15 protein-coding genes and 1 pseudogene are annotated in these 23,869 nt (G+C 37.8%); 7 read left to right on the plus strand and 9 right to left on the minus strand.

The features are described from left to right. Nucleotides 1-654 precede the first annotated feature (654 nt). Nucleotides 655-2,448 carry an aspartate--tRNA ligase gene (gene aspS, locus QHG57_RS07050; RefSeq protein WP_330169011.1) on the minus strand — a complete coding sequence of 598 codons (1,794 nt, stop codon included), beginning with the start codon at nucleotides 2,446-2,448 and terminating at the stop codon, nucleotides 655-657. 146 nt (nucleotides 2,449-2,594) lie between these two features. On the opposite strand from aspS, the gene rnd reads away from it, so the two are divergent. From rnd to QHG57_RS07070, 4 genes and pseudogenes are all read left to right on the plus strand, one after another. Next, entirely contained in the window at nucleotides 2,595-3,749 is a 1,155-nt protein-coding gene (rnd, locus tag QHG57_RS07055) for a ribonuclease D (RefSeq protein WP_330167689.1), read from the plus strand. Nucleotides 3,750-4,271: 522 nt separating this feature from the next. After that, nucleotides 4,272-5,440: pseudogene (locus tag QHG57_RS07060) on the plus strand (tyrosine-type recombinase/integrase). Between the two features lie 209 nt (nucleotides 5,441-5,649). After that, entirely contained in the window at nucleotides 5,650-5,850 is a 201-nt protein-coding gene (locus QHG57_RS07065) for a helix-turn-helix transcriptional regulator (RefSeq protein WP_330167690.1), read from the plus strand. A 100-nt stretch (nucleotides 5,851-5,950) separates the two neighbouring features. Continuing rightward, the gene (locus QHG57_RS07070) at nucleotides 5,951-6,094 is read left to right on the plus strand and encodes a hypothetical protein (RefSeq protein WP_419196323.1); all 144 of its coding nucleotides are present in this window, start codon (nucleotides 5,951-5,953) and stop codon (nucleotides 6,092-6,094) included. 25 nt (nucleotides 6,095-6,119) lie between these two features. Here the strand turns inward: QHG57_RS07070 and ppx are convergent, their stop codons facing one another. Both ppx and QHG57_RS07080 read right to left on the minus strand, forming a co-directional pair. After that, nucleotides 6,120-7,637 (minus strand): exopolyphosphatase, encoded by a 1,518-nt coding sequence (gene ppx / locus QHG57_RS07075; RefSeq protein ID WP_330167691.1) that lies wholly within the window; start codon nucleotides 7,635-7,637, stop codon nucleotides 6,120-6,122. Nucleotides 7,638-7,643: 6 nt separating this feature from the next. Further along, a complete protein-coding gene (locus QHG57_RS07080; RefSeq protein ID WP_330167692.1) occupies nucleotides 7,644-9,824 on the minus strand; it encodes an RNA degradosome polyphosphate kinase in 2,181 nt (726 codons plus the stop codon). Nucleotides 9,825-10,142: 318 nt separating this feature from the next. Here QHG57_RS07080 and QHG57_RS07085 point away from each other — a divergent pair, with 318 nt between their 5' ends. Then, nucleotides 10,143-10,391, plus strand: a complete 249-nt coding sequence (locus QHG57_RS07085; RefSeq protein ID WP_330167693.1) for a zinc-finger domain-containing protein — start codon at nucleotides 10,143-10,145, stop codon at nucleotides 10,389-10,391. A gap of 49 nt (nucleotides 10,392-10,440) precedes the next feature. After that, complete coding sequence (locus tag QHG57_RS07090) at nucleotides 10,441-11,685, plus strand: FAD-binding protein (RefSeq protein ID WP_330167694.1); 1,245 nt, start codon at nucleotides 10,441-10,443, stop codon at nucleotides 11,683-11,685. Nucleotides 11,686-11,876: 191 nt separating this feature from the next. Here QHG57_RS07090 and dnaE read toward each other — a convergent pair whose 3' ends face one another. Further along, nucleotides 11,877-15,344, minus strand: a complete 3,468-nt coding sequence (gene dnaE, locus QHG57_RS07095) for a DNA polymerase III subunit alpha (protein WP_419196687.1) — start codon at nucleotides 15,342-15,344, stop codon at nucleotides 11,877-11,879. Nucleotides 15,345-15,746: 402 nt separating this feature from the next. On the opposite strand from dnaE, the gene recG reads away from it, so the two are divergent. Further along, a complete protein-coding gene (gene recG, locus QHG57_RS07100; protein WP_330167697.1) occupies nucleotides 15,747-17,855 on the plus strand; it encodes an ATP-dependent DNA helicase RecG in 2,109 nt (702 codons plus the stop codon). A gap of 388 nt (nucleotides 17,856-18,243) precedes the next feature. Here recG and glmS read toward each other — a convergent pair whose 3' ends face one another. The 5 genes from glmS to QHG57_RS07125 all read right to left on the minus strand — a co-directional run bounded on the left by glmS (nucleotide 18,244) and on the right by QHG57_RS07125 (nucleotide 23,782). After that, nucleotides 18,244-20,067, minus strand: a complete 1,824-nt coding sequence (gene glmS, locus QHG57_RS07105) for a glutamine--fructose-6-phosphate transaminase (isomerizing) (protein ID WP_330167698.1) — start codon at nucleotides 20,065-20,067, stop codon at nucleotides 18,244-18,246. Nucleotides 20,068-20,239: 172 nt separating this feature from the next. After that, the gene (gene glmU, locus QHG57_RS07110; RefSeq protein ID WP_330169013.1) at nucleotides 20,240-21,589 is read right to left on the minus strand and encodes a bifunctional UDP-N-acetylglucosamine diphosphorylase/glucosamine-1-phosphate N-acetyltransferase GlmU; all 1,350 of its coding nucleotides are present in this window, start codon (nucleotides 21,587-21,589) and stop codon (nucleotides 20,240-20,242) included. 14 nt (nucleotides 21,590-21,603) lie between these two features. Then, nucleotides 21,604-22,389, minus strand: coding sequence for a cytochrome c biogenesis CcdA family protein (locus QHG57_RS07115; RefSeq protein ID WP_330169014.1), 786 nt, complete (start codon nucleotides 22,387-22,389; stop codon nucleotides 21,604-21,606). A 46-nt stretch (nucleotides 22,390-22,435) separates the two neighbouring features. Next, nucleotides 22,436-23,446 (minus strand): RgsD C-terminal domain-containing protein, encoded by a 1,011-nt coding sequence (locus QHG57_RS07120; protein WP_330167701.1) that lies wholly within the window; start codon nucleotides 23,444-23,446, stop codon nucleotides 22,436-22,438. Between the two features lie 12 nt (nucleotides 23,447-23,458). Continuing rightward, nucleotides 23,459-23,782: a HesB/IscA family protein gene (locus QHG57_RS07125; RefSeq protein ID WP_330167702.1), complete on the minus strand. Its 324-nt coding sequence runs from the start codon at nucleotides 23,780-23,782 to the stop codon at nucleotides 23,459-23,461. Nucleotides 23,783-23,869 lie beyond the last annotated feature (87 nt).

The following is a 23,869-nucleotide window of genomic DNA, read 5'->3' on the forward strand; positions in this document are numbered from 1 at the left end:
AACGTTGCAATTAGAACATGAACAGAAAATTATATCAATTTGAAAAATTTATACATGTCCTTCCCCCCTTGTCCTAAGTAATTTATTGAAAACTTTGTCAAATCCGACGATAATTTAACTGCTCACAAAGAGTTATTTCATCCTTTTTGGAATGACAAAAGCACCTTTCAAACATCATCTTTTATTATAAAGATAAATGGTATAAAAATCCCATTCAGTTTTTCTATGAAAAACTAAAAAATATTCAAAGCTTATAAAATTTAAACTTTTCAGAGTAAGTCCATAGAATGGAAAACCGCATTATTCTCATAAAAGCGAAGAGACACAATTCTCTGTTACAACGTTGTAAAAACTTAAAAATAAATAATATATTGACGTATAAAGATAATTCATTTTTTTCAACTAAAATGAGACTCCCGAAAATTATAGAATTCTCTTATTTCTAATTTATTCACGATAAATCAATCACAATCATTTTCTCACCTATTACGGAGGAAAGAGCCCCTATAAAAATAAGGAATAAAAATGCCTCGTAAAGAATCAGCACAATAGCGTTTTTGCCTATATAAATTTCACAAACAGCACACACACCGACGCTCTTGAGAGGCATCAAAACTTCACTCTACGAAAGATGAAAACAATCCATAATCAACTTTATGAGCTATTTTTGTGAGTAGGAGCCACGCGGATTCCTAAATCACGTAATTGTGTAGGAGAAACATCAGACGGAGCACTCATCAAAAGATCAAGCGCCTGTTGATTCATAGGAAATAAAGCAACTTCACGTAAATTTTTAACACCTTGCAACAGCATAATGATGCGGTCAATTCCCGCAGCCATACCACCATGTGGCGGAGCCCCATAATGAAATGCACGATAAAGACCACCGAAACGATCTTTCACAACTTCCTTAGAAAGTCCTACAAGTTCAAAAACTTTAAGCATCATTTCTGGTAAGTGATTACGAATTCCACCTGATGCAATTTCATAACCATTACAAACAAGATCATATTGAAAAGCTTTAAGAGTAAGAGGATCTTGACAAGCAAGAGCATTCTCTCCCCCTTGAGGCATGGAAAAAGGATTATGTGCAAAATCAATCTTTTTCTCATCTTCATTCCATTCAAAAAATGGAAAATCAACAATCCACGCCAAAGAGAAACTCTCTCTATCGAGAAGATCTAATTCTTCCCCTACCCGTGTCCGGGCTGCTCCAGCAAAAGACGCGAATTTTTTTGGATCTCCAGCCACAAAAAAACAGGCATCACCGCTTTCAAGTCCAAGCTGTATACGGAGCGCTTCAACTCGCTGTTCACCAATATTTTTGGCGATAGGCCCTGCTCCTTCAAATTTTCCCTTTTCTTCACGCCAGAAAATATAACCGATCCCTGGTTGCCCCTCGCCTTGTGCCCATACATTCATACGATCACAAAAAGCACGACTTCCGCCCGTTTTAGCCGGAATAGCCCACACTTGTGCATTCTCATCATTCGCTAAAATTTGAGCAAAGACTTTGAAACCAGAACTATAAAAATGCTGAGAAACATCTTCCATAATGATCGGATTACGTAGATCAGGCTTATCAGAACCATATTTTTGCATTGCTTCATCATAAGAAATGCGAGGAAAGCTTTGTGTCACAGTTTTCCCATCTGCAAATTCTTCAAAAATAGAACGCATAATAGGTTCCATAGTTGCTAAAACATCTTCTTGCTCAACAAAACTCATTTCAACATCTAATTGATAAAATTCACCAGGAAGACGGTCGGCCCTTGGATCTTCATCTCTAAGACATGGAGCAATTTGAAAATAACGATCAAAACCTGACATCATCAACAACTGTTTATATTGCTGTGGTGCTTGCGGTAGCGCATAAAATTTTCCCTGATGAACACGACTTGGAACCAAAAAATCACGTGCACCTTCCGGCGATGAAGCTGTCAAAAGCGGCGTCGTAAATTCCGTAAAACCATTATTTTGCATAGCCCGTCTCATAGCCGCAATAATTTCAGTTCGACGCATGATATTTCTGTGCATAGTCTCCCGACGCAAATCAAGAAAACGATATTTTAATCGAATATCTTCTGGATAATCAGGCTCTCCAAAAACTGGTAAAGGAAGTTCATCAGATTTTGAAAGAATTTCTACCTCTTGTGCAAAAATTTCAATCTCACCTGTTGGAAGCGCTGCATTAATAACCTCATCAGAACGTGCACATACCTCTCCATCCACACGAATAACCCATTCAGAACGCACTTTCTCAATAACTTTAAAAGCCGGCGAAGCAGGATCAGCAACAATTTGTGTAATTCCAAAATGATCACGTAAATCCACAAAAAGAATTCCTCCATGATCACGAACACGATGAACCCATCCCGAAAGACGGACTTGTGCTCCTACATCACATCTACGAAGAGCCGCACAATGATGACTGCGATAACGGTGCATGTTTTTTGCCTTTGATTATAATATTCATATGCGCTACAAACGCTTTTTAATAACCATTTGTCAAGGTATGAAAATAAAAACTCAAAATAAAGTCAATAAAAATAAAGTCAATAAAGGACAAATTTAATTTATCGAATTATAATAAAATGATGAATCTTATTACACAAACAACAGATCTTGAAATTGCACTTAACGCTCTACGTACCTCTGATTTTGTAACAGTCGATACTGAGTTTATCCGCGAAACAACTTTTTGGCCCCAACTGTGTTTAATTCAGCTCGCATCACCAGATATCACAGTTTTGATTGATCCCATAGCACCAGATATTGATTTACAACCTTTTTTTGACCTTATGATCGACAAAAAAGTTGTAAAAGTATTTCATGCTGCACGCCAAGATATTGAAACAATTTATCATCTTGGAGGTGTTATTCCTTCCCCTCTCTTTGATACGCAAATAGCAGGGGCAATTTGTGGATTTGGTGATTCTATCTCCTATGATCAAATTGTACAACGCTGCACGGGGCATCATCTTGATAAATCCTCCCGCTTTACAGACTGGAGTTGCCGACCTCTGTCTGAAAAACAACTGCTCTATGCACTTGCCGATGTAACCTACTTAAGAGATGTTTACCTGTTATTGAAAAAAAGATTAGAAAAAAATCAACGTACTCACTGGATGAACGATGAAATAACAATCCTTTTAAATCCTAAAACCTATGATATGCCAGAAGATGAAGCATGGAAAAAAGTGAAAGGACAAATTAAAAAGCCACGTGAACTTGCTGTATTACAAAAGGTAGCAGCTTGGCGTGAACGTGAAGCACGAAGATATAATATGCCACGTCGTCATATCATAAAAGATGAATGTCTTATAGAAATAGCAATCCAACAACCAAAAGATGAATCTGCATTAAAACGATTGCGCAGCCTTAATAAGAATTGGGATAAACTCTCAATTGCTCAATCATTAATTAAAGCTGTCCATGAAGGCTTAGAGGTGGATCTTTCTACTTTACCCCCCATTCCTAAACATAATCCACTCAATGATACAACGGCCGCTATTATCGATCTACTCAAAGTATTATTAAAAATTGTTGCAAATGAAAACAGCATTGCCCCTAAAATTATTGCAACATCTAATGATTTAGAAAAAATTGCCAATGGAGGAATAAAGAAAAATATTCCCGCTATGAATGGCTGGCGCTATGAAATATTTGGTAAAAAAGCCGAACAACTGCTAAAAGGCCAGATAGGGTTTTACTTTAACGATGGAAAAATAAGCACAAAACAGCTTTAATTTACATTTTCATTTTTAAAAATCCATTACGCTGCTTATTATCTACATAAATTGGTATGCCTTATAGGCCAACGCAAATAGGATAAATAAAGCCTACTTCCGACAAAGTTAAAAACTTAAATAGTAAACTCTTATTAAAAAAGTCTAAAAAACAGACAGCTCCTCATTTAAAAGTTTTAAAAAGAAAAGTTCTTATAATAAAAGTGCATTCATTACAAAAATAGCAGCCTAGCAATAAGGACAAACAAAGATATAATGCCTCACATCACCGTATCGTATTAAAAACTACCGAGATTGCAATCTAACAATCAAAAACGAGCCAGCATAACAACTAAAACACTTAACAAAGTTAACATGCTGATTTATAAAGATAGTTATTTTTTGCATATTGAATGAGAGTCCCCAATAACACAAGATTATCTCATTTCAAATCTGTTTATCTTGAATCAATCAAAACCATTCTCTTGCACACCACAAGCGGGGCTAGCGTGTGGGTAAAAACTATAGAAGAAAGGAGTAAAAATGGTTCTTATGAATCGTCTTACGTGCCAAGGGCTGTCGCAACATTGGAAGCTAGCAAATATAACAATGATGCCGGCTTGCTTCTTCACAAACGTAAAGATGGTGGTGCTCAATGGATTTATCGTTATACCATTCATGGTCGGCGCCACGAAATGGGCTTGGGTGCATTGCGAGATGTTTCTTTAAAACAAGCCCGTGAATTGGCAACTGGATGGCGCTCTATTTAACGTGAGGAGCGTGATCCCATTAAAGAACGTGAGAAACAAAAGTGTAAAGCAATAAGCAATCTCCATTATTTAAATGGCATTGCTCTAGATGCTTTTGAAAACCGTAAAGCTGAATTAAAAAATGATGGTGAGGTTTGTAATTGGTTTTTACATTTACGCCTCCATATTCTCTCCAAATTAGGCTGTCTGCCCGTTTCAAAGATTACCCAAACAGAGATACGCGATACCCTTGCCCCTATCTGGCATACAAAAGCTGTTACAGCGCGTAGAGCTCTCATTCGTCTCAATCTTTGTCTCAAACATGCGGCTGCATTAGGGTTAGATGTTGATTTACAAGCAGTAGAAAAAGCACGCGCGCTCTTAGGCAAACAACGTCATAAAAAACAAAGCTTACCAGCCATGGATTGGAAAGATGTGCCGGCTTTTTATAAAACACTTTGCGAAGCATCAACCCTAACACAATTGGCTTTGCGTTTGCTTATTCTGACAGGTACTCGTACAAATCCTTTGCGTCATATTCGTAAAGATCAGATTGAAGATGATATCTGGACAATCCCTGCTGAAAATATGAAAGGTTTGCGTGATGCTACAACAGAATTTCGTGTGCCCTTATCATCAGAGGCATTAGAAATCTTAAAACAAGCGCGCTTGTTCTCTCGCAATGATTTCTTTTTTTCTGCTACCGGTCGCGGTCCCCTTGCTGATAGTTGTATGGCAAAGTATATGAGAGAGAATAAGATTGATGCCTGCCCCCATGGTTTTCGCTCTAGTTTACGCAATTGGCTTGCTGAAACAACCGATGCCCCCTATGAGGTCGCTGAAACCATTCTAAGTCATACGGTAGGTGGTAAAGTAGAGCGCTCCTATCGTCGTACTGACTATCTAGAACAGCGTCGCATCTATATGGATAAATGGGCGGCTTATGTCACGAGTCAATCTTAAGATATGGGGTGCATAACCCCATTATCTGTGGATAACTTTAGCTCTCTTCTCTCTCATTCTTTCTCAATAAGATTCATCACGTATCACATCAGAAATTGTATGATAAAATATTGTTTTCTATAAATAAAATACCTTCAAAAATGAACCAAAATATGGTTAATAAATCATCATGATTTGTTTCCAATTTTTACTATTGAAAGGAAATTATTATGACAGAAAATGATATTCTTTTGACAGACCGTGAAAGGACAAAATTGCTTCATATGAGTGTCTCAACATTCCGGCGTCATGTCACCAATGGCTCTCTCCCAAAACCTTTAAAATTTGGTTTTTTATCGCGTTGGTTACAATCAGATCTTCTTAATGTCATCGAGCAAGCAAAACAGCAACGTCATAGTGATGTGGCATAAAAAGAAAACCTTGTCACGTAAGAACGAACAAGGCTTTCTCAAACTCATCACCCTAGAGGTAGCAGAATCAGTGCTGTGACGCAACGTTATAGGATTTAAAATGATGTGTTCTTTTAAGAATGCGCAGGGTATCACACGTGCTGTGCCGGGGGTTGGCATGGGCGTTATGGAACAGCCCGTTGCCCTACTCATGATGATAGGCTGCCTAGCTTATCCCTTGTTAATGGCCCATTATAAGATATAAAATGCGAATAAATTAGATGGAAAGATCAAGAAATTTCAAAAGCAAGAGGTTGTTTTATTATCTTTGATAACTTCTTTAATCGTCCAAGAGGATGTTCTCCCAATAATCCAGCATAACTCTTTGGGATTTGCAAGATAATATCATCTGCTTTTTTATGCCACAATAAATGAGGTAAAACTCCTGCAACAGAAGCGCTAAAAAGATGGGCAATACGCATCGTTTCACCAAGAATACGTGCTTTCTCAATTATATTTTGCGTTGCTAATTGAAAAATGGGAAGAGATTCTTTATCAACCAGTAAACTCGTATTGCGAAAAAAAACAGCAAGCGCTGCATAAAGGCGCCCCTCATGAGAAATTCCTGGATAAGACCCTAATGCTATCTGATTGGCTGCTTCATTGCCCCGATAATCCGGATGTATACGCCAACCAATATCTGCAAGAAGACAAGCTGCTTGACGATAACGGCATTCATTTTCAGTTTCTGAAATTCCAAAAACTTCAAAAGCATTCGTCGTAAAATCAATGAGTTCTTCTGCTTGTTTTGGTGAACGTGCCCGTAAAATAGCCATTTCTGTGCACGCTGCAATGAGAGGATCTGAAAGTCGAATCGCCTGCGGTAATCGTGAATAAAGAAAACCTTCACGAACGCCAGCACCAGAAAAAATTATCTTTTCAAACTCCATACACTGAATGAGTTCAATAAGAACTATTGCCCCATAAGATAAAAGTTTCCGACGATTCTGAGAAACCGCTGCAATCCCTCTCATATTATCAATATTACCGCTTGCTACAAGACGTAAAAAGTTCTCCATTTCAACGGCATCAACTTCATAGCCATGCATAACAGGAAGCCGATAGTGTTTCATTGCCATATGGAGTTTTGCCAAATTACGCCATGTTCCCCCTACTGCATAAAAATAACGTGCTATACCTTTACGAGTACGAACAACAGGCGATTTATAAAATTGCTCATGTACAATTTTTGTAGCTACAGAACTATCATTATTTGACATATACTGTAGCCTTAAACCACCCAATGGAAGAGTTATCCCTTCACCAACATCAGAATGATCAATATCAATCAGCTCAAGACTTCCACCGCCAAGATCCCCAGAAATACCTTTTGGTTGATAAAAAGTAGAAATAACTCCGTATGCTGAATACATAGCTTCTTCACTTCCTGAAAGAAGATATATTTTATTTTGCAAAATATCTTCAGCATGCTGAATAAATGCTACACCATTCTTTGCATCTCGGGCTGCTGCTGTTGCTAAAGTATGGACCTCATCTGCCCCAATCTGTCGACAAAGCGTACGAAACCGTTTCAGTGTTTGCAACGCCATTTTCATCGATTTTTCTTCTAAAAATCCCGTTTTTGCCACACCATGACCGAGACCACAAAGAATCTTTTCATTAAACAAAACCGTTGGTGAGCGAACAAGCCCCTCATAAATAACCAACCGAACAGAATTTGAGCCAATGTCAATAACAGCAACAGGCTTACACCCTTTTAACCGACCTTGAGCATCTCTATATGTCATTGGATTTTAATCTTTACGTATTTCGGCTTGTTGCAGATGCAATGCAACCAAGTGCGAAACAGAAGATTCAAAAGACTCTTTTCTCCCCGCAAAACTTGTATTGGTCATAAAATACTCCTGCGCATTAAACAGACTTTCACCTATCTGCGGTGTGATACGTTTTGATGTTCCATCCTTGAGTATATCAAAGCTTTGTTGATTATCAATGATATTAGCCAACATAATCTGTAAAAGAATTTTTTGACGCACTTTTTTATTAAAAACTGGAACCAATATTTCAATACGATAGTCTAAATTACGAGGCATCATATCAGCAGAGCCTAAGTAAACAAGTGCATTTTCATTAGGCAAATCTTGACCATTCCCAAAACAAAAAATGCGACTATGTTCAAGAAAACGCCCGACAATTGATTTTACACGAATATTATCTGAAATTCCTAGAATACGAGGACGTAAACAACATATTCCCCGCACAACCAAATCAATTTGCACCCCTGCTTGACTGGCACGATATAAAGCATCAATAATTTCAGGATCAACCAATGCATTAACTTTCATCCAAATAGCAGCAAACCTTCCCTGTTGTGCATGAACAATTTCTCCTTCAATATGCTGAAGAACACGCCCACGCAATGTTAAGGGTGAAAAAGCAATCTTCATTGTGTCATTTGGACGCTCATATTGCGCAATATAATTGAACAATAACGCAACATCATGAGCAATATCATCATCCGTGGAAAAAAAAGAAAGATCCGTATAAGTTTTAGCGTTAATGGGATGATAATTTCCTGTTCCAAGATGAACATAAGAGCAAAGACGTTTTCCCTCACGTCTCACAACCAATGACATTTTAGCATGAGTTTTTAATGCAATAAAACCAAAAATAACTTGAACCCCAGCATATTCAAGATCCCGTGCCCAACGAATATTTGCTTCCTCATCAAAACGCGCTTTAAGTTCTACCAAAGCAGTCACAGACTTTCCCTGTTCAGCTGCTTCAATCAAAGCGCCAACAATTGGACTATCATTTGATGTACGATAAAGTGTTTGTTTGATCTCCACAACATCAGGATCGCAAGCAGCTTGACGTAAAAATTGGACAACAACATCAAATGTCTCATAGGGGTGGTGAAGCACAATATCATTTTCACGAATAGCCGCAAAACAATCCCCATTATGTTCACGAATACATTCTGGAACACGGGGAATATAAGGAATAAACTTGAGATCATCACGGGGAATAGAAACAATCTCTGATACCATATTAAGCGCTAAAAATCCATCAAGAACATTAATACAGTTATCAGGAACAGCAAGACTATTTGCTATAAATTGGCGTAACCTCTCTGGCATTTTTGCGTCAAATTCAACTCGAATAACCTGCCCACGGCGCCGCCTTTTGAGAGCAGTTTCAAAAAAATGAACAAGGTCCTCAGCTTCTTCTTCGACTTCAATATCACTATCTCGGATTATTCTAAATGTACCAATTCCTTTAACCTCATAGTTAGGAAATACATGCTTTATAAATAAGCAAATAACATCTTCAGCTGCAATAAAACGAAAATGATTGCCCTCTTGAGGAAGAAGAATAAAACGCCTCAAAAGCATTGAGATAGACAACAGCACTGTGCGTGAGTTCTGATCAGTTTCTCCAGACAATTGAAGTGCAATAGAAAGCCCTAAATTAGGAATAAATGGAAAAGAATGAGTAGAATCAACATACAAAGGTTTTAAAACAGGGAAAATTGTCTCAAGAAAATATTTTTCAAGCCATAATTTTTCACTTTCTGAAAGATCATCAGAACAAATAATTTCAATATCATTCTTTTTTAATTCATCACGTAAAACATTCAATTCTCGTAGTTGGTGAGCCTGCAGCTTTGAAATCTCAGCTAATACAATATCAAGTTGTTCCTGTGGAGTGTGCCCATCTGCACTGCACGCTGTAACGCGAGCACGAATTTGAGCTGTTAGTCCTGCAACACGAACCATAAAAAACTCATCAAGATTTGCAGCTGAAATAGAAAGAAATTGTAGACGTTCTAATAAAGGATGTTTCGAATTAGCCGCTTCCATCAAAACACGATTATTAAATTGTAGCCATGAAAACTCTCGATTAATAAACCGTACCGGATTTTTCATTGTTATATTCGATATAGAAATTTTATCTATCACCCTCTGTTCCATATATCCTAAATAATTTTCGTTTATATTTTCTAAATCCTTGACGAAATATCTCACATAAACATTTTATAATATGTTATTATCATAATAATATATCAATGCCTAACTTTCATCATCATGTTTCCATTTAATATTTAAAAATACTTGGAACTATTTCTATGCGCAAAGCGCTAACAACATGACAATTACTCTAAATTAAGAGGAGAAATTTGTCTTAAAAAGCAGCTTGCATTATTATAAACTTTATTACAAACTCACATCCATAAAATAGAAGGGCTCAATTATAGCTGATAAGACAATTTATTCTGGAGTTTGTATGCCATGCCTGATCACAACATTCCCCACTTCCAAAATGACCTTGGATATAAAACAATCGAAATTGGTGTGAAAGAATTTATGTGTGTAGGCGCTACACAACCATTCGATCATCCTCATATCTTTATCGACATGGGAACAGCAAATGAGAAAATTTGCCCTTACTGCTCAACCCTTTATCGCTATGTTCCCTCGCTACCATACGATCAAACAAACCCCACAGGATGTTTATATCATCCAGAAAAGCTATTATAATTGCGTTTTTTGGCTTTCTTAATAACCACTCTTTTAATTCTGCTTTAATATGAAATCATTTGTGGATCAATCACCCATCATCGTTGGAGGAGGAATTGCTGGTTTAAGCACCGCTTTAGCACTCGCTCATAAAGGAATTGCAAGCACCATTATCGAAAAGTGTAAACAACTTGAAGCGATAGGCGCTGGTATTCAACTGACACCAAATGCAACATCTATTCTTGCTCGCTGGAAACTTCTTAACAAACTCACTGAAGTCGCGACAATCCCACATTTTCTTGAGTTAAAAGATGGATTATCTTTAAAAATACATCTACGGGCTTATCTTATCAATCTAACAGAAAAATATTGGAAAGCCCCTTATATGACGCTTCACCGCGCGGCTTTACAAAAAATTTTATATAATGCAGTAATTGAAAATCCTTTGATCAAATACAAAGCAGGCGAAACGATTGTATCTTTTGCCCAATCTCCAACCAACATTAAAATAACGACAATAAAAACAGATACAGCAACAGAACAGCTTCATTCAACGCCCCTCCTGATCGGATGTGATGGAGTTTGGTCAACATTACGGCAACAATCTTATTTTCATGAAAGAGCAAATTTTAGTGGCTTTATTGCTTGGCGTGCAACAACAACGTTTGATAATCTTCCTCAAAATTTTCGTTCTTCGTTGCAAAATACGAAGACAATTACAGCTTGGATGGGCCCAAAAAACCATCTTGTTGTCTATCCCCTTCAATCATCAGAAAAAAAAATTAATTTTGTCGCCATTACGCATGGAGAAAATTCAAAAGAAGGATGGGCCCATAAAGGAGATAAAGAAAAACTCAAATCTCTTTTTAAAGGTTGGAATTCAAAAATCTTACAAATCTTTGATCATATCGATGAATGGAGCTATTGGCCACTCTTTCAAATGAAACAAACCCGTTTTATTGGAGAGAAACAAGTATTTGTTGGCGATTGTGCACATGCAGCCTTACCTTTTGCAGCACAAGGTGCCGCTATGGCAATCGAAGATGCTGCCACATTAGCAGAAGCACTTTCATTGAAAGATTTTTCATTAACAAAAGCCCTTTTGCTTTATGAAACAACACGCGCCCCCCGTATTGCAGCAGTAAAAAAACGCGGAGATCTCAATAGATTAGCCTATCACGCAACCGGTCCTATAGCAATTGCACGCAATCTCATGATGAAAATTCGTACACCAGAGAGCATTATGTCAGATCTCAATTGGCTTTATATGTATGATGCGATGAATTCCATAAAAAATAATGATAAAAACTTATAAAATTCTTCCCGTACTTTGAATATTACGAAAGAAGGGGCTTTTTGACTCTATGGCACTAAAAAATCATCATAATTTACCTCAAATAAAAGCAATATTTTTTGCAACCTACAATCCGATTTTAAAAGCTCAATTTTTAGCTCTCCTAAAAGCAAAAATACCACTCAAAATCAGCTCCCGTATTTAACCTTTATTTAATTCAATTCTACATCAACAACGCCCTGAATTAATTTCATAGCATTTGCGACTTGTGAATTCACCTTATACCGCTTAGGAAGCGCAATTTCGACTTCTCTCAATCCATTCTCTTGAATTAAAATAAGCCCAACCTCTCCATTTCCCCCAAGATTTAAATTTTGTTCAATTTGTGGAAGCATATCAACTGTTTTTATAAAAAGACGCATCATTTTATGCTGTTTTAATGATTCCTTTTCCAAAGACTGAATTGTTTCAATTCGCAAACTAACTCCTTCAGAACGATTTTCTGCGCTCACCGTAATAATAAAAGATTTTCCGGGTTCTAGCATCTCTTCATAACCCGAGAGTGTCTCAGAAAAGAGAACTGCTTCATATTGTCCACTTGTATCAGAAAAATGAATAATTCCCATTTTTTTACCAGATTTTGTTTTGCGCACATTTTTTGCCACAACAGTTCCAGCAAGCCGTGCAGCCGTTGCTCCTCCTTTTACGGCATTGGCAAAATTAACCCAAGTCTGAACGCGTTTTTTGTCCAAAATAGCTTGATACTCATCTAATGGATGTGCAGAAAAGTAAAAACCTATAGCTTGAAATTCTCGATAAAGCTTCTCAGCTGGCAACCAAGGGGGTGTTTGCGATAAAATCAATGGTTCTTTTAATCCGCCTAGCATTCCAAATATATCAACCTGCCCGCTAGAATTGTCATCGAGAATACGAAGTGCCCGCGCATGAAGAGTTCCAAGATTGGCTAATAAAACCTCACGTGCAATGTTAAAACAATCAAAAGCGCCAGCACAAACTAAACTTTCCATCGCACGCTTATTAACAATACGAGGATCAACACGTGCACAAAAATCTTCCAGATCCTTAAAAATTTTATTCCCACGACAAGCAACAATATGATCGACAACCGTTTCTCCCACACCTTTTATGGCAGCAAGAGAATAATAAATACAGTTATCACCAACTTCAAAAACACGATGAGATGTTTGTATAGAAGGTGCAATAACTTCAATACCCAACCTTAATGCTTCACGCCGAAAATCATTGAGCTTATCTGTATTCGTCATATCATACGTCATTGAAGCAGCTAAAAACTCAACGGGATAATTCGCTTTCATATAAGCTGTTTGATAAGAAACAATTGCATAAGCAGCAGCGTGTGATTTATTAAAACCATAATCGGCAAATTTTGCTAAAAGATCAAAGATAATATCAGCTTGCTCTTTATCAACACCACCAGCAACGGCTCCATTGACAAAACGCGTACGCTGTTTTTGCATTTCTGCATGAATTTTTTTCCCCATAGCACGACGTAATAAATCAGCTTCCCCAAGCGAATAGCCTGCAAGCACCTGAGCAATCTGCATCACCTGTTCTTGATACACAATAACACCTTGTGTTTCTTTGATCAAATGATCAATTTTAGGATGAATAGAAGCAATTTCCTCTTCCCCGTGTTTGCGTGCATTATAGGTTGGAATATTCTCCATTGGACCTGGACGATAAAGTGCGACCAGCGCAATAATATCTTCAATACGGTCTGGCTTCATTCCAATCAGTGCCTTGCGCATACCAGAACTTTCCACCTGAAACACGCCAACCGTTTCACCACGTGCCATCATAGCGTAGGTTGTTTCATCATTCAGAGGGATATTTGATAAATCTATTTTGATTCCCTTTCTGGAAACAAAATCAACGGCCATTTTCAAAACAGTAAGCGTTTTTAATCCAAGAAAATCAAATTTTACCAGTCCTGCCTGTTCAACATATTTCATGTTAAATTGTGTAACAGGCATATCAGAACGAGGATCACGATACATCGGAACAAGCTCCCAAAGCGGACGATCTCCGATAACAATCCCAGCAGCATGAGTCGAAGCATGACGATAAAGTCCCTCCAACTGGAGTGCTATATCTAATGTGCGCCCAACGACGGGATCTTTTTTCTTTTCCTCTTCAAATTTAGGTTCATCCTTAATAGCATCAGCCAATTCTACCTGACTTCCTGGCGTAGCAGGAATTAATTTTGTAAGATAATCCACCTGACGATAAGGAACTTCTAAAACACGCCCCACATCACGCAAAACTGCACGTGCCTGTAACTTACCAAAGGTAATAATTTGAGCAACTTGATCACGTCCATATTTTTTTTGAACATATTGAATAACTTCTTCGCGTCGCTCTTGACAAAAGTCGATATCAAAATCTGGCATTGAAACACGATCTGGGTTAAGAAAACGTTCAAAAAGAAGAGAAAAACGCAATGGATCAACATCAGTAATCGTCAATGCATAAGCAACAAGTGAACCAGCACCAGAACCCCGTCCTGGTCCAACAGGAATATCATGAACCTTTGCCCATTTTATGAAATCTGAAACGATAAGAAAATATCCAGAAAATTGCATACGCGTAATAACTGAAATTTCATAATCAAGCCGCTGCTCATAATCTGCAATCGTATACCCTTCAGCTAATCCAATTGTTTCAAGGCGCATCTTCAAACCATCTTTAGCCTGATTTAACAACTCACTATCTTCTACTTCTAAAGTAATTTCTGAATTATCAGATTGTTCTATAAAACGAGGCAATATCGGTTTTCGAAGAGGCGTAGCAATATGACAACGCAATGCAATTTCAACAGTATTTTCTAAAGCTTCTGGAAGATCCGAAAACAGTGCAACCATTTCATCTTGTGACTTCAAATAATGATCTGGCGTCACACGTTTGCGATCTGGGTTAGAGACTATTTGTCCTTCTGAAACAGCCATCAGCGCATCATGCGCTTCATACCCTTCTCTCTTCAGAAAAAAGGCTTCATTTGTTGCAACAAGAGGAATTTCATGCGAATAAGCCAATTCAATAAGATCAGCTTCTACTCTCCGATCATAAGAACCATGCCGTTGTAATTCCACATAAAGACGATCAGCAAAAGATTTTTTCAAATAAATTAAGCGCTCAACAGCATGTTCTTTTTTCTCTTCTGCCAAAGAAAGATTAATAGGTCCTCTCTTGCCTCCCGTTAAAGCAATTATTCCTTCACTGTGTTCTGTCAACCAATTAGCTTTAATATGCGGAGGATCAGTATCACATTTATCAAGATAAGCACGGCTAACAAGGCGAACTAAATGAGCATAACCGGTTTTGCTAGCAGCCAACAGAACAATAGAGCAAAAATCAGAAGGATTACGTCCTTTAACCAAACGTGAATGATCATTTTTATCACAAAAATCAACATTAAGCTGACAACCAATAATAGGTTGGACCCCATAAGAAAGACAATGCTGTGAAAATTCCAAAGCCCCAAATAAATTATTGGTATCGGTAATAGCAACCGCCGGTGCATGATCTGAAATCGCCTGTTGAATAATTTGGGGAATTTTTAAAGCCCCTTCGAGCAAGGAATAAGCTGAATGCACTCTCAAATGAATAAAGCGAGGAAGAGAATTTTTGTTCTTTTGCATGTTATTCTTATTTTTTACCACTCTCACAATTTCCTACTACAAAATAAATGCCAAACAGCACCCCTTATAAAAGAAACAACTTCTGTTTATCATAATTTTAAAACTATAAAATTCATCATCCTACATAGGAGCAATATCCCAATTTTATTAATATTTATAAGAGAGTTTTATCAAGAAAATGCTTCTATTCACAGCAAATAAACATCTAAAATAAAAAGAAGGAAAATATACCTCATCTAAGCACTTTAATTTTTGCACTCTTTTATTGTATTTATCTTTAAATATTAATTTTTCTTCCTAAAATTCAATGTGTAAATAATGCAACCTCCTCTTTATGACTTTATCCCAAAAAAGCTCTTTAAAAGGTCTAGAAAAAACAAAAAGAGCAGGTTAAATTTACCCATGCTTCCAAATCCTCTTACCCCTCTTTTTAATTCTATTCGAACTCTTTCTGGTATTACACCTAAAGTCTATAGTTTACTGACAAAACTTTTAAATATTAATCCTACACAACGTGAAGCAACCCTTATTGATCTTCTTCAATTAATGCCCCATTCTGTCATAGATCGCAGAATGCGTCCCAGCATTGCTTGTGCAAAAGAAGGAGACACAGTTACGCTCGACATTATCATCGATCAACATCAACCACCACCCCGTGGCCATAACAAAATCCCCTATCGTGTTATTGCCCATGATCAAACAGGAAAAGTAAATTTAGTCTTTTTTCACGCTCAGTCTCTTTGGCTAAAAAAACAACTCCTTGAAGGAAAAAAAGTCACTGTATCAGGAAAAGTTGAATGGTTTAATGGACAACTTTCAATGGCGCATCCCGATTATATTGTTCCAAGCGAACAATCAAATCAGATTCCTCTCATCGAACCTGTCTATCCCTCTACTGCAGGACTCGCTGCAAAAACACTAAGACGTGCCATACAAAATGCTCTCGATTCTATTCCTCTCCTCCCAGAATGGATAGACGAAAATGTTAAAAAGCAGCAAAATTTTTCTTCTTTTTCTGTTGCTTTACGCCGTATCCATGCGCCCATTAATCCCAATGATCTATCCTTAGAAAGTACAGCACGCAAACGTCTTGCCTATGATGAATTGCTCGCTTGTCAATTGGCGCTAGGACTCGTGCGTTTGAAAACCAAATCCCTTATTGGCACTTCTCGACCATCAACAGGAATTTATACTAAAAAATTGCTTAATGTCCTCCCTTTTCAACTCACAACCGGTCAAAAAAAAGCAGTAGAAGATATCGCAAATGATCTTGCTTCACCAGAACCAATGCTAAGACTGCTTCAAGGTGATGTAGGCGCAGGAAAAACTGTTGTTGCATTGATGGCAATGGCACAAATTGCTGAAAATTCAGGACAATCAGCTTTAATGGCACCAACCGAAGTGCTTGCCAGGCAACATTTCTCCACCATTGCTCCTCTTGCCGAAAAGGTAGGATTACAAACAACTCTTTTAACAGGACGAGAAAAAGGAAAATTGCGGACAAATATCTTGAATGATATTTCATCAGGTCAAGTTTCTATTGTCATCGGAACCCATGCTCTCATACAAAACAGCGTCACTTATAACAATCTCGCCTTAACCATTATCGATGAACAACACCGTTTTGGTGTCCATCAACGTATCGCTCTGACAGAAAAAGGTAATAAACCTGATATGCTGGTTATGACCGCCACGCCCATTCCGCGCACACTTGTCTTAACAGCTTTTGGTGATATGGATGTATCTAAAATTACAGAAAAACCAATAGGACGACAACCCATTACAACAGCAACGCTTTCTTTAAAACGTCTTCATGAGCTTATAGAGCGAATCGCAATTGCATTAGAAAAAGGAGAAAAACTCTATTGGATTTGTCCTTTAGTGGAAGAATCTACAGCTCTTGATCTCACTTCAATTGAAAATCGTTTTGCATTTCTCCACGAGCGCTTCGGAGCACGCGTTGGTATGATCCATGGGAAAATGTCTACAACAGAAAAAGAAGCCGCTATGGCATCTTTTAGATGCGGAAATACACGTATTTTAGTTGCAACGACTGTTATTGAAGTGGGGGTAGATATTCCAGATGCTTCGATCATTATCATCGAACACGCGGAACATTTTGGCCTTTCACAACTGCACCAATTACGTGGACGTGTAGGACGAGGCGATAAAAAATCTTCCTGCATTTTGCTCTATAAAGATCCACTAACTAAAACAGCAGCAACACGCCTTAATATTATCCGCAATACAGAAGATGGTTTTGAAATTGCTGAAGAAGATTGGCGCCTGCGAGGCGAAGGAGAACTTTTAGGTACAAAACAATCCGGAGTCCCTGAATTTCATATAGCAAACCTTGCTGTTCATAGCGATCTTTTGTCAATAGCAAGAAAGGATGCACGTTTATTTTTACAACGCGATCCTCATCTTTCTTCGCAGCAAGGACAAGCTTTACGTTTGCTCCTTTACCTTTTCGGACACGATGATGCTATACGCCTCTTGCGAGCAGGATAACAAAGCCCTTCTAATAAAAAATACCTCTCTGTTCAAATACGATTCCCCCTTAGAATTACCCATAAATGATCTACGCAATCCCTACACTGCCATCTTTATGTTTCATGAACGAACAAACAAATCAATAGCACTATCTTCTCTCCAATCTGAATTATTCTTGCATTAAAACAGTAGAAGAAATATTGCGCCTTTTTTTACCATTATATTCACACAGCTGATCCATTTTTTGACAGGTCAGAAAATATTTTTTATTTTATCGTAAAGAATTTATAAAGAAAAATCCCGTCTCCGATATTCTCGTTCAACAGAGAAAAATGAAAAAATAAGCTATCATTATAAATCAATTTCTTACATTTGATTATTCTCCCAAAGATTCAGAAATATACTTTTATTCAACCGTGACTGATTTTGCCAAATTACGGGGTTGATCGACATCTGTTCCTAATAAAACAGCCGTATGATAAGCAATTAACTGAACAGGAAGTGCATAAATAATAGGAGCAATAAATTCTGGAACATCTGGCAAAGTGATCGTTGATAAAGTCTTACGACAAGCTACCTCTGCTCCTTTTTTATCAGTTATTAAAATAATACGACCATTACGCGCTACCACTTCTTGCATATTAGAAAAAGTTTTTTCAAACCACCGATCATAAGGTGCAACAACAATAACAGGTATTGTCTCATCCACTAGAGCAATTGGTCCATGCTTCAACTCACCCGCCGCATAACCTTCAGCATGAATATAAGAAAGCTCTTTCAGTTTAAGGGCTCCCTCCAAAGCAATCGGATAAGAAGTCCCACGTCCCAGATAAAGAACACTTTTTGCATTCACCAAATCACGACAAGTACATTCAATTTTGCTCTCTAATTTTAAGACCTCATTTAAAATACGTGGAACTTCTGCTAATTGTTGAACCAATTGCTGCTCCATTTGAGCAGAAAGATCCCCTCGTTGTTTAGCCGCGCTAAGTGCTAGTGAAGCAAGCGTCGCTAATTGACAGGTAAAAGCTTTAGTTGAAGCAACACCAATTTCCGGTCCGGCAAGTGTTGGGAGAATAAAATCAGCCTCCCTTGCCATTGTTGATTGTTCAACATTCACAATTGTTGCTGTTTTTACACCCCTCTCACGACAATAACGCAAAGAAGCCAATGTATCAGCTGTTTCACCAGATTGAGAAACAAACAGCGACAACACATCAGACGTTATAGGAGGTTCACGATAACGAAACTCTGAAGCAACATCATTATCAACACTTAAAGCCGCAAACTTCTCAAACCAATAGCGCGCAACTAAGGTTGAATAATAAGCCGTTCCACAACTTGCAAAAAGAAGCCGATGAATATTTTTCCAATCAATTAAATTATCAAAAGATCGAACCGTACAATTTCCAAGATCAAGATAATGCGCCAAATTATGAGAAATCACTTCAGGTTGTTCAAACATTTCCTTATGCATAAAATGACGATGATTCCCCTTAGAAATTAATAAAGCCCCTTCAAGTAAGGTTGTCACAGAACGTTTTACCGGTTGATTATGTACATCGTAAATTGTGACGCCTTCTCGTGTGAGAACGGCCCAATCCCCATCTTCCATATAGCTAATATGATCAACGAATGGTGCCAAAGCAATCGCATCTGACCCCACAAAAAATTCCTCTTTTCCATAACCAATTGCCAATGGTGGGCCAGAGCGAGCCGCAATCATCAGGTTATCTTCACCTTCAAAAATAAGAGCAATAGCAAAAGCCCCCTGCAGCCTTTTCCAACTGGTACGCATAGCTTCTTGTGGAGAAAGTCCACTTTTTAATGCACGCGTTATTAAATGCGCAATAACTTCCGTATCAGTCTCTGTTTCAAAGATATAACCATCCTCGATAAGTTCCTTTTGCAATTCTACAAAATTTTCAATAATACCATTATGAACAATCGCAAGTTTTTCAGTCACATGGGGATGCGCATTGCGTTCAACGGCAATTCCATGCGTAGCCCAACGGGTATGACCAATTCCTAAACTTCCCTCCAGAGGTATTTTTTTTAATTTTTCTTCTAAATGAACAAGCTTTCCCTCTGCACGTACACGATAAAGATGCCCATTATGGACTGTTGCCACCCCAGATGAATCATACCCTCTATATTCAAGACGTTTTAATCCCTCAACCAAAGAGGACGTAACACACCCCTTTCCAATAATTCCAATAATTCCACACATTAAAAAGCTCCAACCCACATCTTTAGATTTAAATTTTATAAAACAATCCAACAGCCTTTATTTAAAACTATAAATAATAAAATAATTCAAACGTAGAGTACGGCAATCTTTAAGAATAAAGATCCTATCCATCGTTAGATTAACGCGAAACAAAGGAATAGACTGAAAATTATCATTTTTTCTGTTTGTTTTCTAACAAGCGCTCTCGAAATTTTGTCGCATAACCCTCTTTTATAACCTGTCGTGCACGCCCAAAAGCCATACTGTTCATAGGAATATTTTCAGTAATAACACTTCCTGAGGCAACATAAGAACCATTCCCTATTACCAATGGGGAAACAAGTGCCGTATTAGACCCAACAAAAGCATAATCACCAATCATGGTTTTATATTTGTTAAATCCATCATAATTGCAAGTAATCGTACCGGCTCCAATATTGGTATGTGCACCAATTTTGGCATCACCAATATAACTTAAATGATTGATTTTAGAAAATTCCCCTACCTTAGCTTGTTTGACTTCACAAAAATTTCCAATCTTTACGGACTTCGCCAACTCCGTTCCAGGACGCAAACGTGCATAGGGACCAATCTGTGCATCCCTACCAACCACAGCACCTTCGAGATAACTAAATGCATGAATAACAGCACCAGATTGTACTTTCACGCTTAATCCAAAATAAACATTTGGTTCTACCACCACCCCTGGTTCAATTTCTGTATCATAAGAAAAATAGAGTGTTTCTGGTTTTAAGAGTGTAACACCCGATAACATTAAATCGCGCGCTTTACGTTTTTGCCACAAAGAATCAGCCTCAGAAAGCTCAAGACCGTTGTTAATTCCTACAATATCTTCAAAAGGAACTTCAACAACACGCACATCTAATCCTTCGCGTGTTGCAAGAGAAGCAATATCTGTTAAGTAATATTCTTTTTTCACATTGTTATTACCAACCTTCTCTAAAAGAGAAAGTGCATGTTTTCCACGCATAGCGAGTATTCCACCGTTACAAAAAGAAATCTTTTTTTCTTCATCACTAGCGTCTTTTTCTTCTACAATTGCGATCAATTGACCATTTTTCTCGAGAAGACGCCCATAACCTGTTGGATCTTGGGTATGAAAACCTGCAAAAACAACATCTGCTCCATCAGCAAGCTGTGCACGCATTTGGTGTAATGAATCTTGCTGAATGAGAGGCGTGTCCCCAAAAACAATGAGAACATCATCTACTTCCTTTTGCAAAGCTAAACGAGCCGATAAAACAGCATGCGCCGTTCCTAAGCGCTCTTTTTGTTCAAAAATCATCACATCTTTTACAAATGACTGAACAACGTGCGTAACCTCCTTAGCACCAAACCCCACAACAACTGCTAATTGTGAAGAGCCTGCCAATTCTATTTGTTTTAGAACATGGCATATAAGAGGCAATCCAGCAATTTTATGAAGCACCTTAGGCAGAGACGTTTTCATACGCATCCCCTCACCTGCGGCAAGAACAATAGAAAGACAACTTCTAACCATAAAAACACATAAAACTAATGAGAAAATCCAAAAAAATTCATAATATCATGCCAACGAATATCTTCAATATAACTCAACGAAGGATAATGTTCTAAAAGCCAAAATGAAAGATCCTGCATAGAGCCTGTTAAAAATAAAATCCCTGTAAGAATAAGAAAAACACCAATAATTTTTTCAACTTTTCCTAAATGAATACGAAAAGCTCCTAAAAATCGCATAAAACTGCTTGAAAATAAAGCTGCCAACATAAAAGGAATAGCAAGACCCAATGCATAAACCGCTAATAGAACAGCTCCCTCTCCCACAGTTTCTTTTGTTCCAGCAAGCGTTATAATAGGACCTAAAATAGGGCCAATACACGGTGTCCAACCAAAGGCAAAAGCTAAACCAATAATATACGCGCCTAAAGGACCAGCAGGTGTTTTTTTGGTCTGAAAACGCGCTTCACGAAATAAAAAAGCGATCTTGAAAATCCCCAAAAAATTTAAACCAAAAATAATAATGACAATTCCAGCAGCAAGGGCAAACCAATCACGATAATAACCGATGAATTTCCCAATTGTGCTAGCACTGGCACCTAAGGTAACAAAAACAGTCGTAAACCCAAGAACAAAAGCAATAACAGAAGACAATAAAGCCCACCGTATAAAGACTTTCTCATCACGATTTTCTGAACGAAAATCATCAATATCAACACCTGCCATATAGCATAAATAAGGAGGAACTAACGGCAAAACACAAGGCGACAAAAAAGAGAGTGCCCCAGCAAAAAACACACCAACTGTTGAAATTTCAATCAAAACTTATACCTCGTCTCTCATCATAGTTTACCCCCATGAAAAACGATCAATCCATATCTTCATCAATTCGTTGCATATTTTGTTCATTCGCCACCACACTTATATCTTCATCATGACCAGAAACGACTGAAAAAGCTTTTTGATAGATTTTATCTTTATTTTTAGCAATTGCAATGTATTCTCCCTCCGCTAACACGAGTGAAACATAAGCGCCAACTGTTTCATAAACGATATCACCAGAATCATTGGCAAGAGACCAACTTGTATCTGCAAGCGCTTCCCCTCCTTCTTGTCGTACCAGCTTTAAGATAATCTGAGCGGCCTGATGTTCAAGGGTAACTTCTGTCATTTTACCAGCATCCACTTGAATATCGGAACGAGCCGTCGCATTAATAGAACCATAATGGGAAGCAACATGGTAGCGGCCAGCTTTTAAACGCACAACTGATTGGGGTTTAACATTTGATAAAATCACCCCCGTATCATCATTTTCTTTTTCATCCTCATAAATGGTAAAACGTAATTCCTTTTCATTCATTACACCATTGAGCAGCGTTGCATTTAAAATGACACCACCAGCCTCAAGATTAAAGTTTTTTACAAGATGCTGTCCATTTTCTAAACGAATATGGCGCACAGCACTCATATGACCAAATGAGACATGAATAAGATAACTTCCTGGTTCGAGATCAAAACGTGCACTCCCTCCCTTATGGATTGCCACTAATGGTAATTTATTATCAATCCCTAGAATAGGGGCATAAACCCGCCAGACAAGCCCTTTTTCAATATCCGGATGACTATTTGTTAATCGAGCATTCAAAATGAGTTGTGTTTGAGATGCTAAATTTTCTTTTTCCTGCTCTTGAGACTTTACAATTAAACCCCTTGATTGCCCCTGCTGTTGCCCCCCTCCTTCTTCAGAAAAAACACAGTGGCTCCAGGTCAATAAAGTAAGCACCACGCATAACCGCACACACCGGTGCACTATTTTTATAAGACTAGCCATTTTCACATTGTTGACCAACATGATATTTTTTTCAAGAAACAATATCATAAAGCCACCATTTTAAATTGAAAAACTTACACCACAACCACACGATGAAACAGCATTGGGATTGTGGATTTGAAAAGACTGTCCCATAAGATCATCAACAAAATCAATCTCAGCTCCTTCCATGAAAGGAAGTGATAGTGAATCAATATACACAACTGCCCCATCTTTTTTGAGAACGAGGTCATCTTTACACATTTCAGAAACCAAGTCATATTTATAAGAAAAACCAGAACACCCACCACCTTCAACAGAAATACGTAAGGCTATTTTATCGGGTTCACGCAAAAGTATCTGTGCAATTTTCTTAGCAGCAACATCTGAAATTTTCACATTCATTTTATATATCCTTGCATTAAACCATCAAGAAAGAGTATCCCACACTCAAAGAGAAGTTTATCCTTCATAGACTACTTTCAATTTTAA

The organism is Bartonella grahamii subsp. shimonis (genome assembly GCF_036327415.1).
GTDB classification, from domain to species: domain Bacteria; phylum Pseudomonadota; class Alphaproteobacteria; order Rhizobiales; family Rhizobiaceae; genus Bartonella; species Bartonella shimonis.

What these genes read in the sequence shown, in the direction of transcription:
- glmS (WP_330167698.1), bottom strand. Translation starts at nt 20,067, where the DNA reads ATGTGTGGAATTATTGGAATTATTGGAAAGGGGTGTGTTACGTCCTCT.
- QHG57_RS07090 (WP_330167694.1), top strand. Translation starts at nt 10,441, where the DNA reads ATGAAATCATTTGTGGATCAATCACCCATCATCGTTGGAGGAGGAATT.
- QHG57_RS07125 (WP_330167702.1), bottom strand. Translation starts at nt 23,782, where the DNA reads ATGAATGTGAAAATTTCAGATGTTGCTGCTAAGAAAATTGCACAGATA.
- aspS (WP_330169011.1), bottom strand. Translation starts at nt 2,448, where the DNA reads ATGCACCGTTATCGCAGTCATCATTGTGCGGCTCTTCGTAGATGTGAT.
- dnaE (WP_419196687.1), bottom strand. Translation starts at nt 15,344, where the DNA reads ATGCAAAAGAACAAAAATTCTCTTCCTCGCTTTATTCATTTGAGAGTG.
- QHG57_RS07065 (WP_330167690.1), top strand. Translation starts at nt 5,650, where the DNA reads ATGACAGAAAATGATATTCTTTTGACAGACCGTGAAAGGACAAAATTG.
- rnd (WP_330167689.1), top strand. Translation starts at nt 2,595, where the DNA reads ATGATGAATCTTATTACACAAACAACAGATCTTGAAATTGCACTTAAC.
- QHG57_RS07120 (WP_330167701.1), bottom strand. Translation starts at nt 23,446, where the DNA reads ATGATATTGTTTCTTGAAAAAAATATCATGTTGGTCAACAATGTGAAA.
- recG (WP_330167697.1), top strand. Translation starts at nt 15,747, where the DNA reads ATGCTTCCAAATCCTCTTACCCCTCTTTTTAATTCTATTCGAACTCTT.
- QHG57_RS07080 (WP_330167692.1), bottom strand. Translation starts at nt 9,824, where the DNA reads ATGGAACAGAGGGTGATAGATAAAATTTCTATATCGAATATAACAATG.
- ppx (WP_330167691.1), bottom strand. Translation starts at nt 7,637, where the DNA reads ATGACATATAGAGATGCTCAAGGTCGGTTAAAAGGGTGTAAGCCTGTT.
- glmU (WP_330169013.1), bottom strand. Translation starts at nt 21,589, where the DNA reads ATGGTTAGAAGTTGTCTTTCTATTGTTCTTGCCGCAGGTGAGGGGATG.
- QHG57_RS07070 (WP_419196323.1), top strand. Translation starts at nt 5,951, where the DNA reads ATGATGTGTTCTTTTAAGAATGCGCAGGGTATCACACGTGCTGTGCCG.
- QHG57_RS07085 (WP_330167693.1), top strand. Translation starts at nt 10,143, where the DNA reads ATGCCTGATCACAACATTCCCCACTTCCAAAATGACCTTGGATATAAA.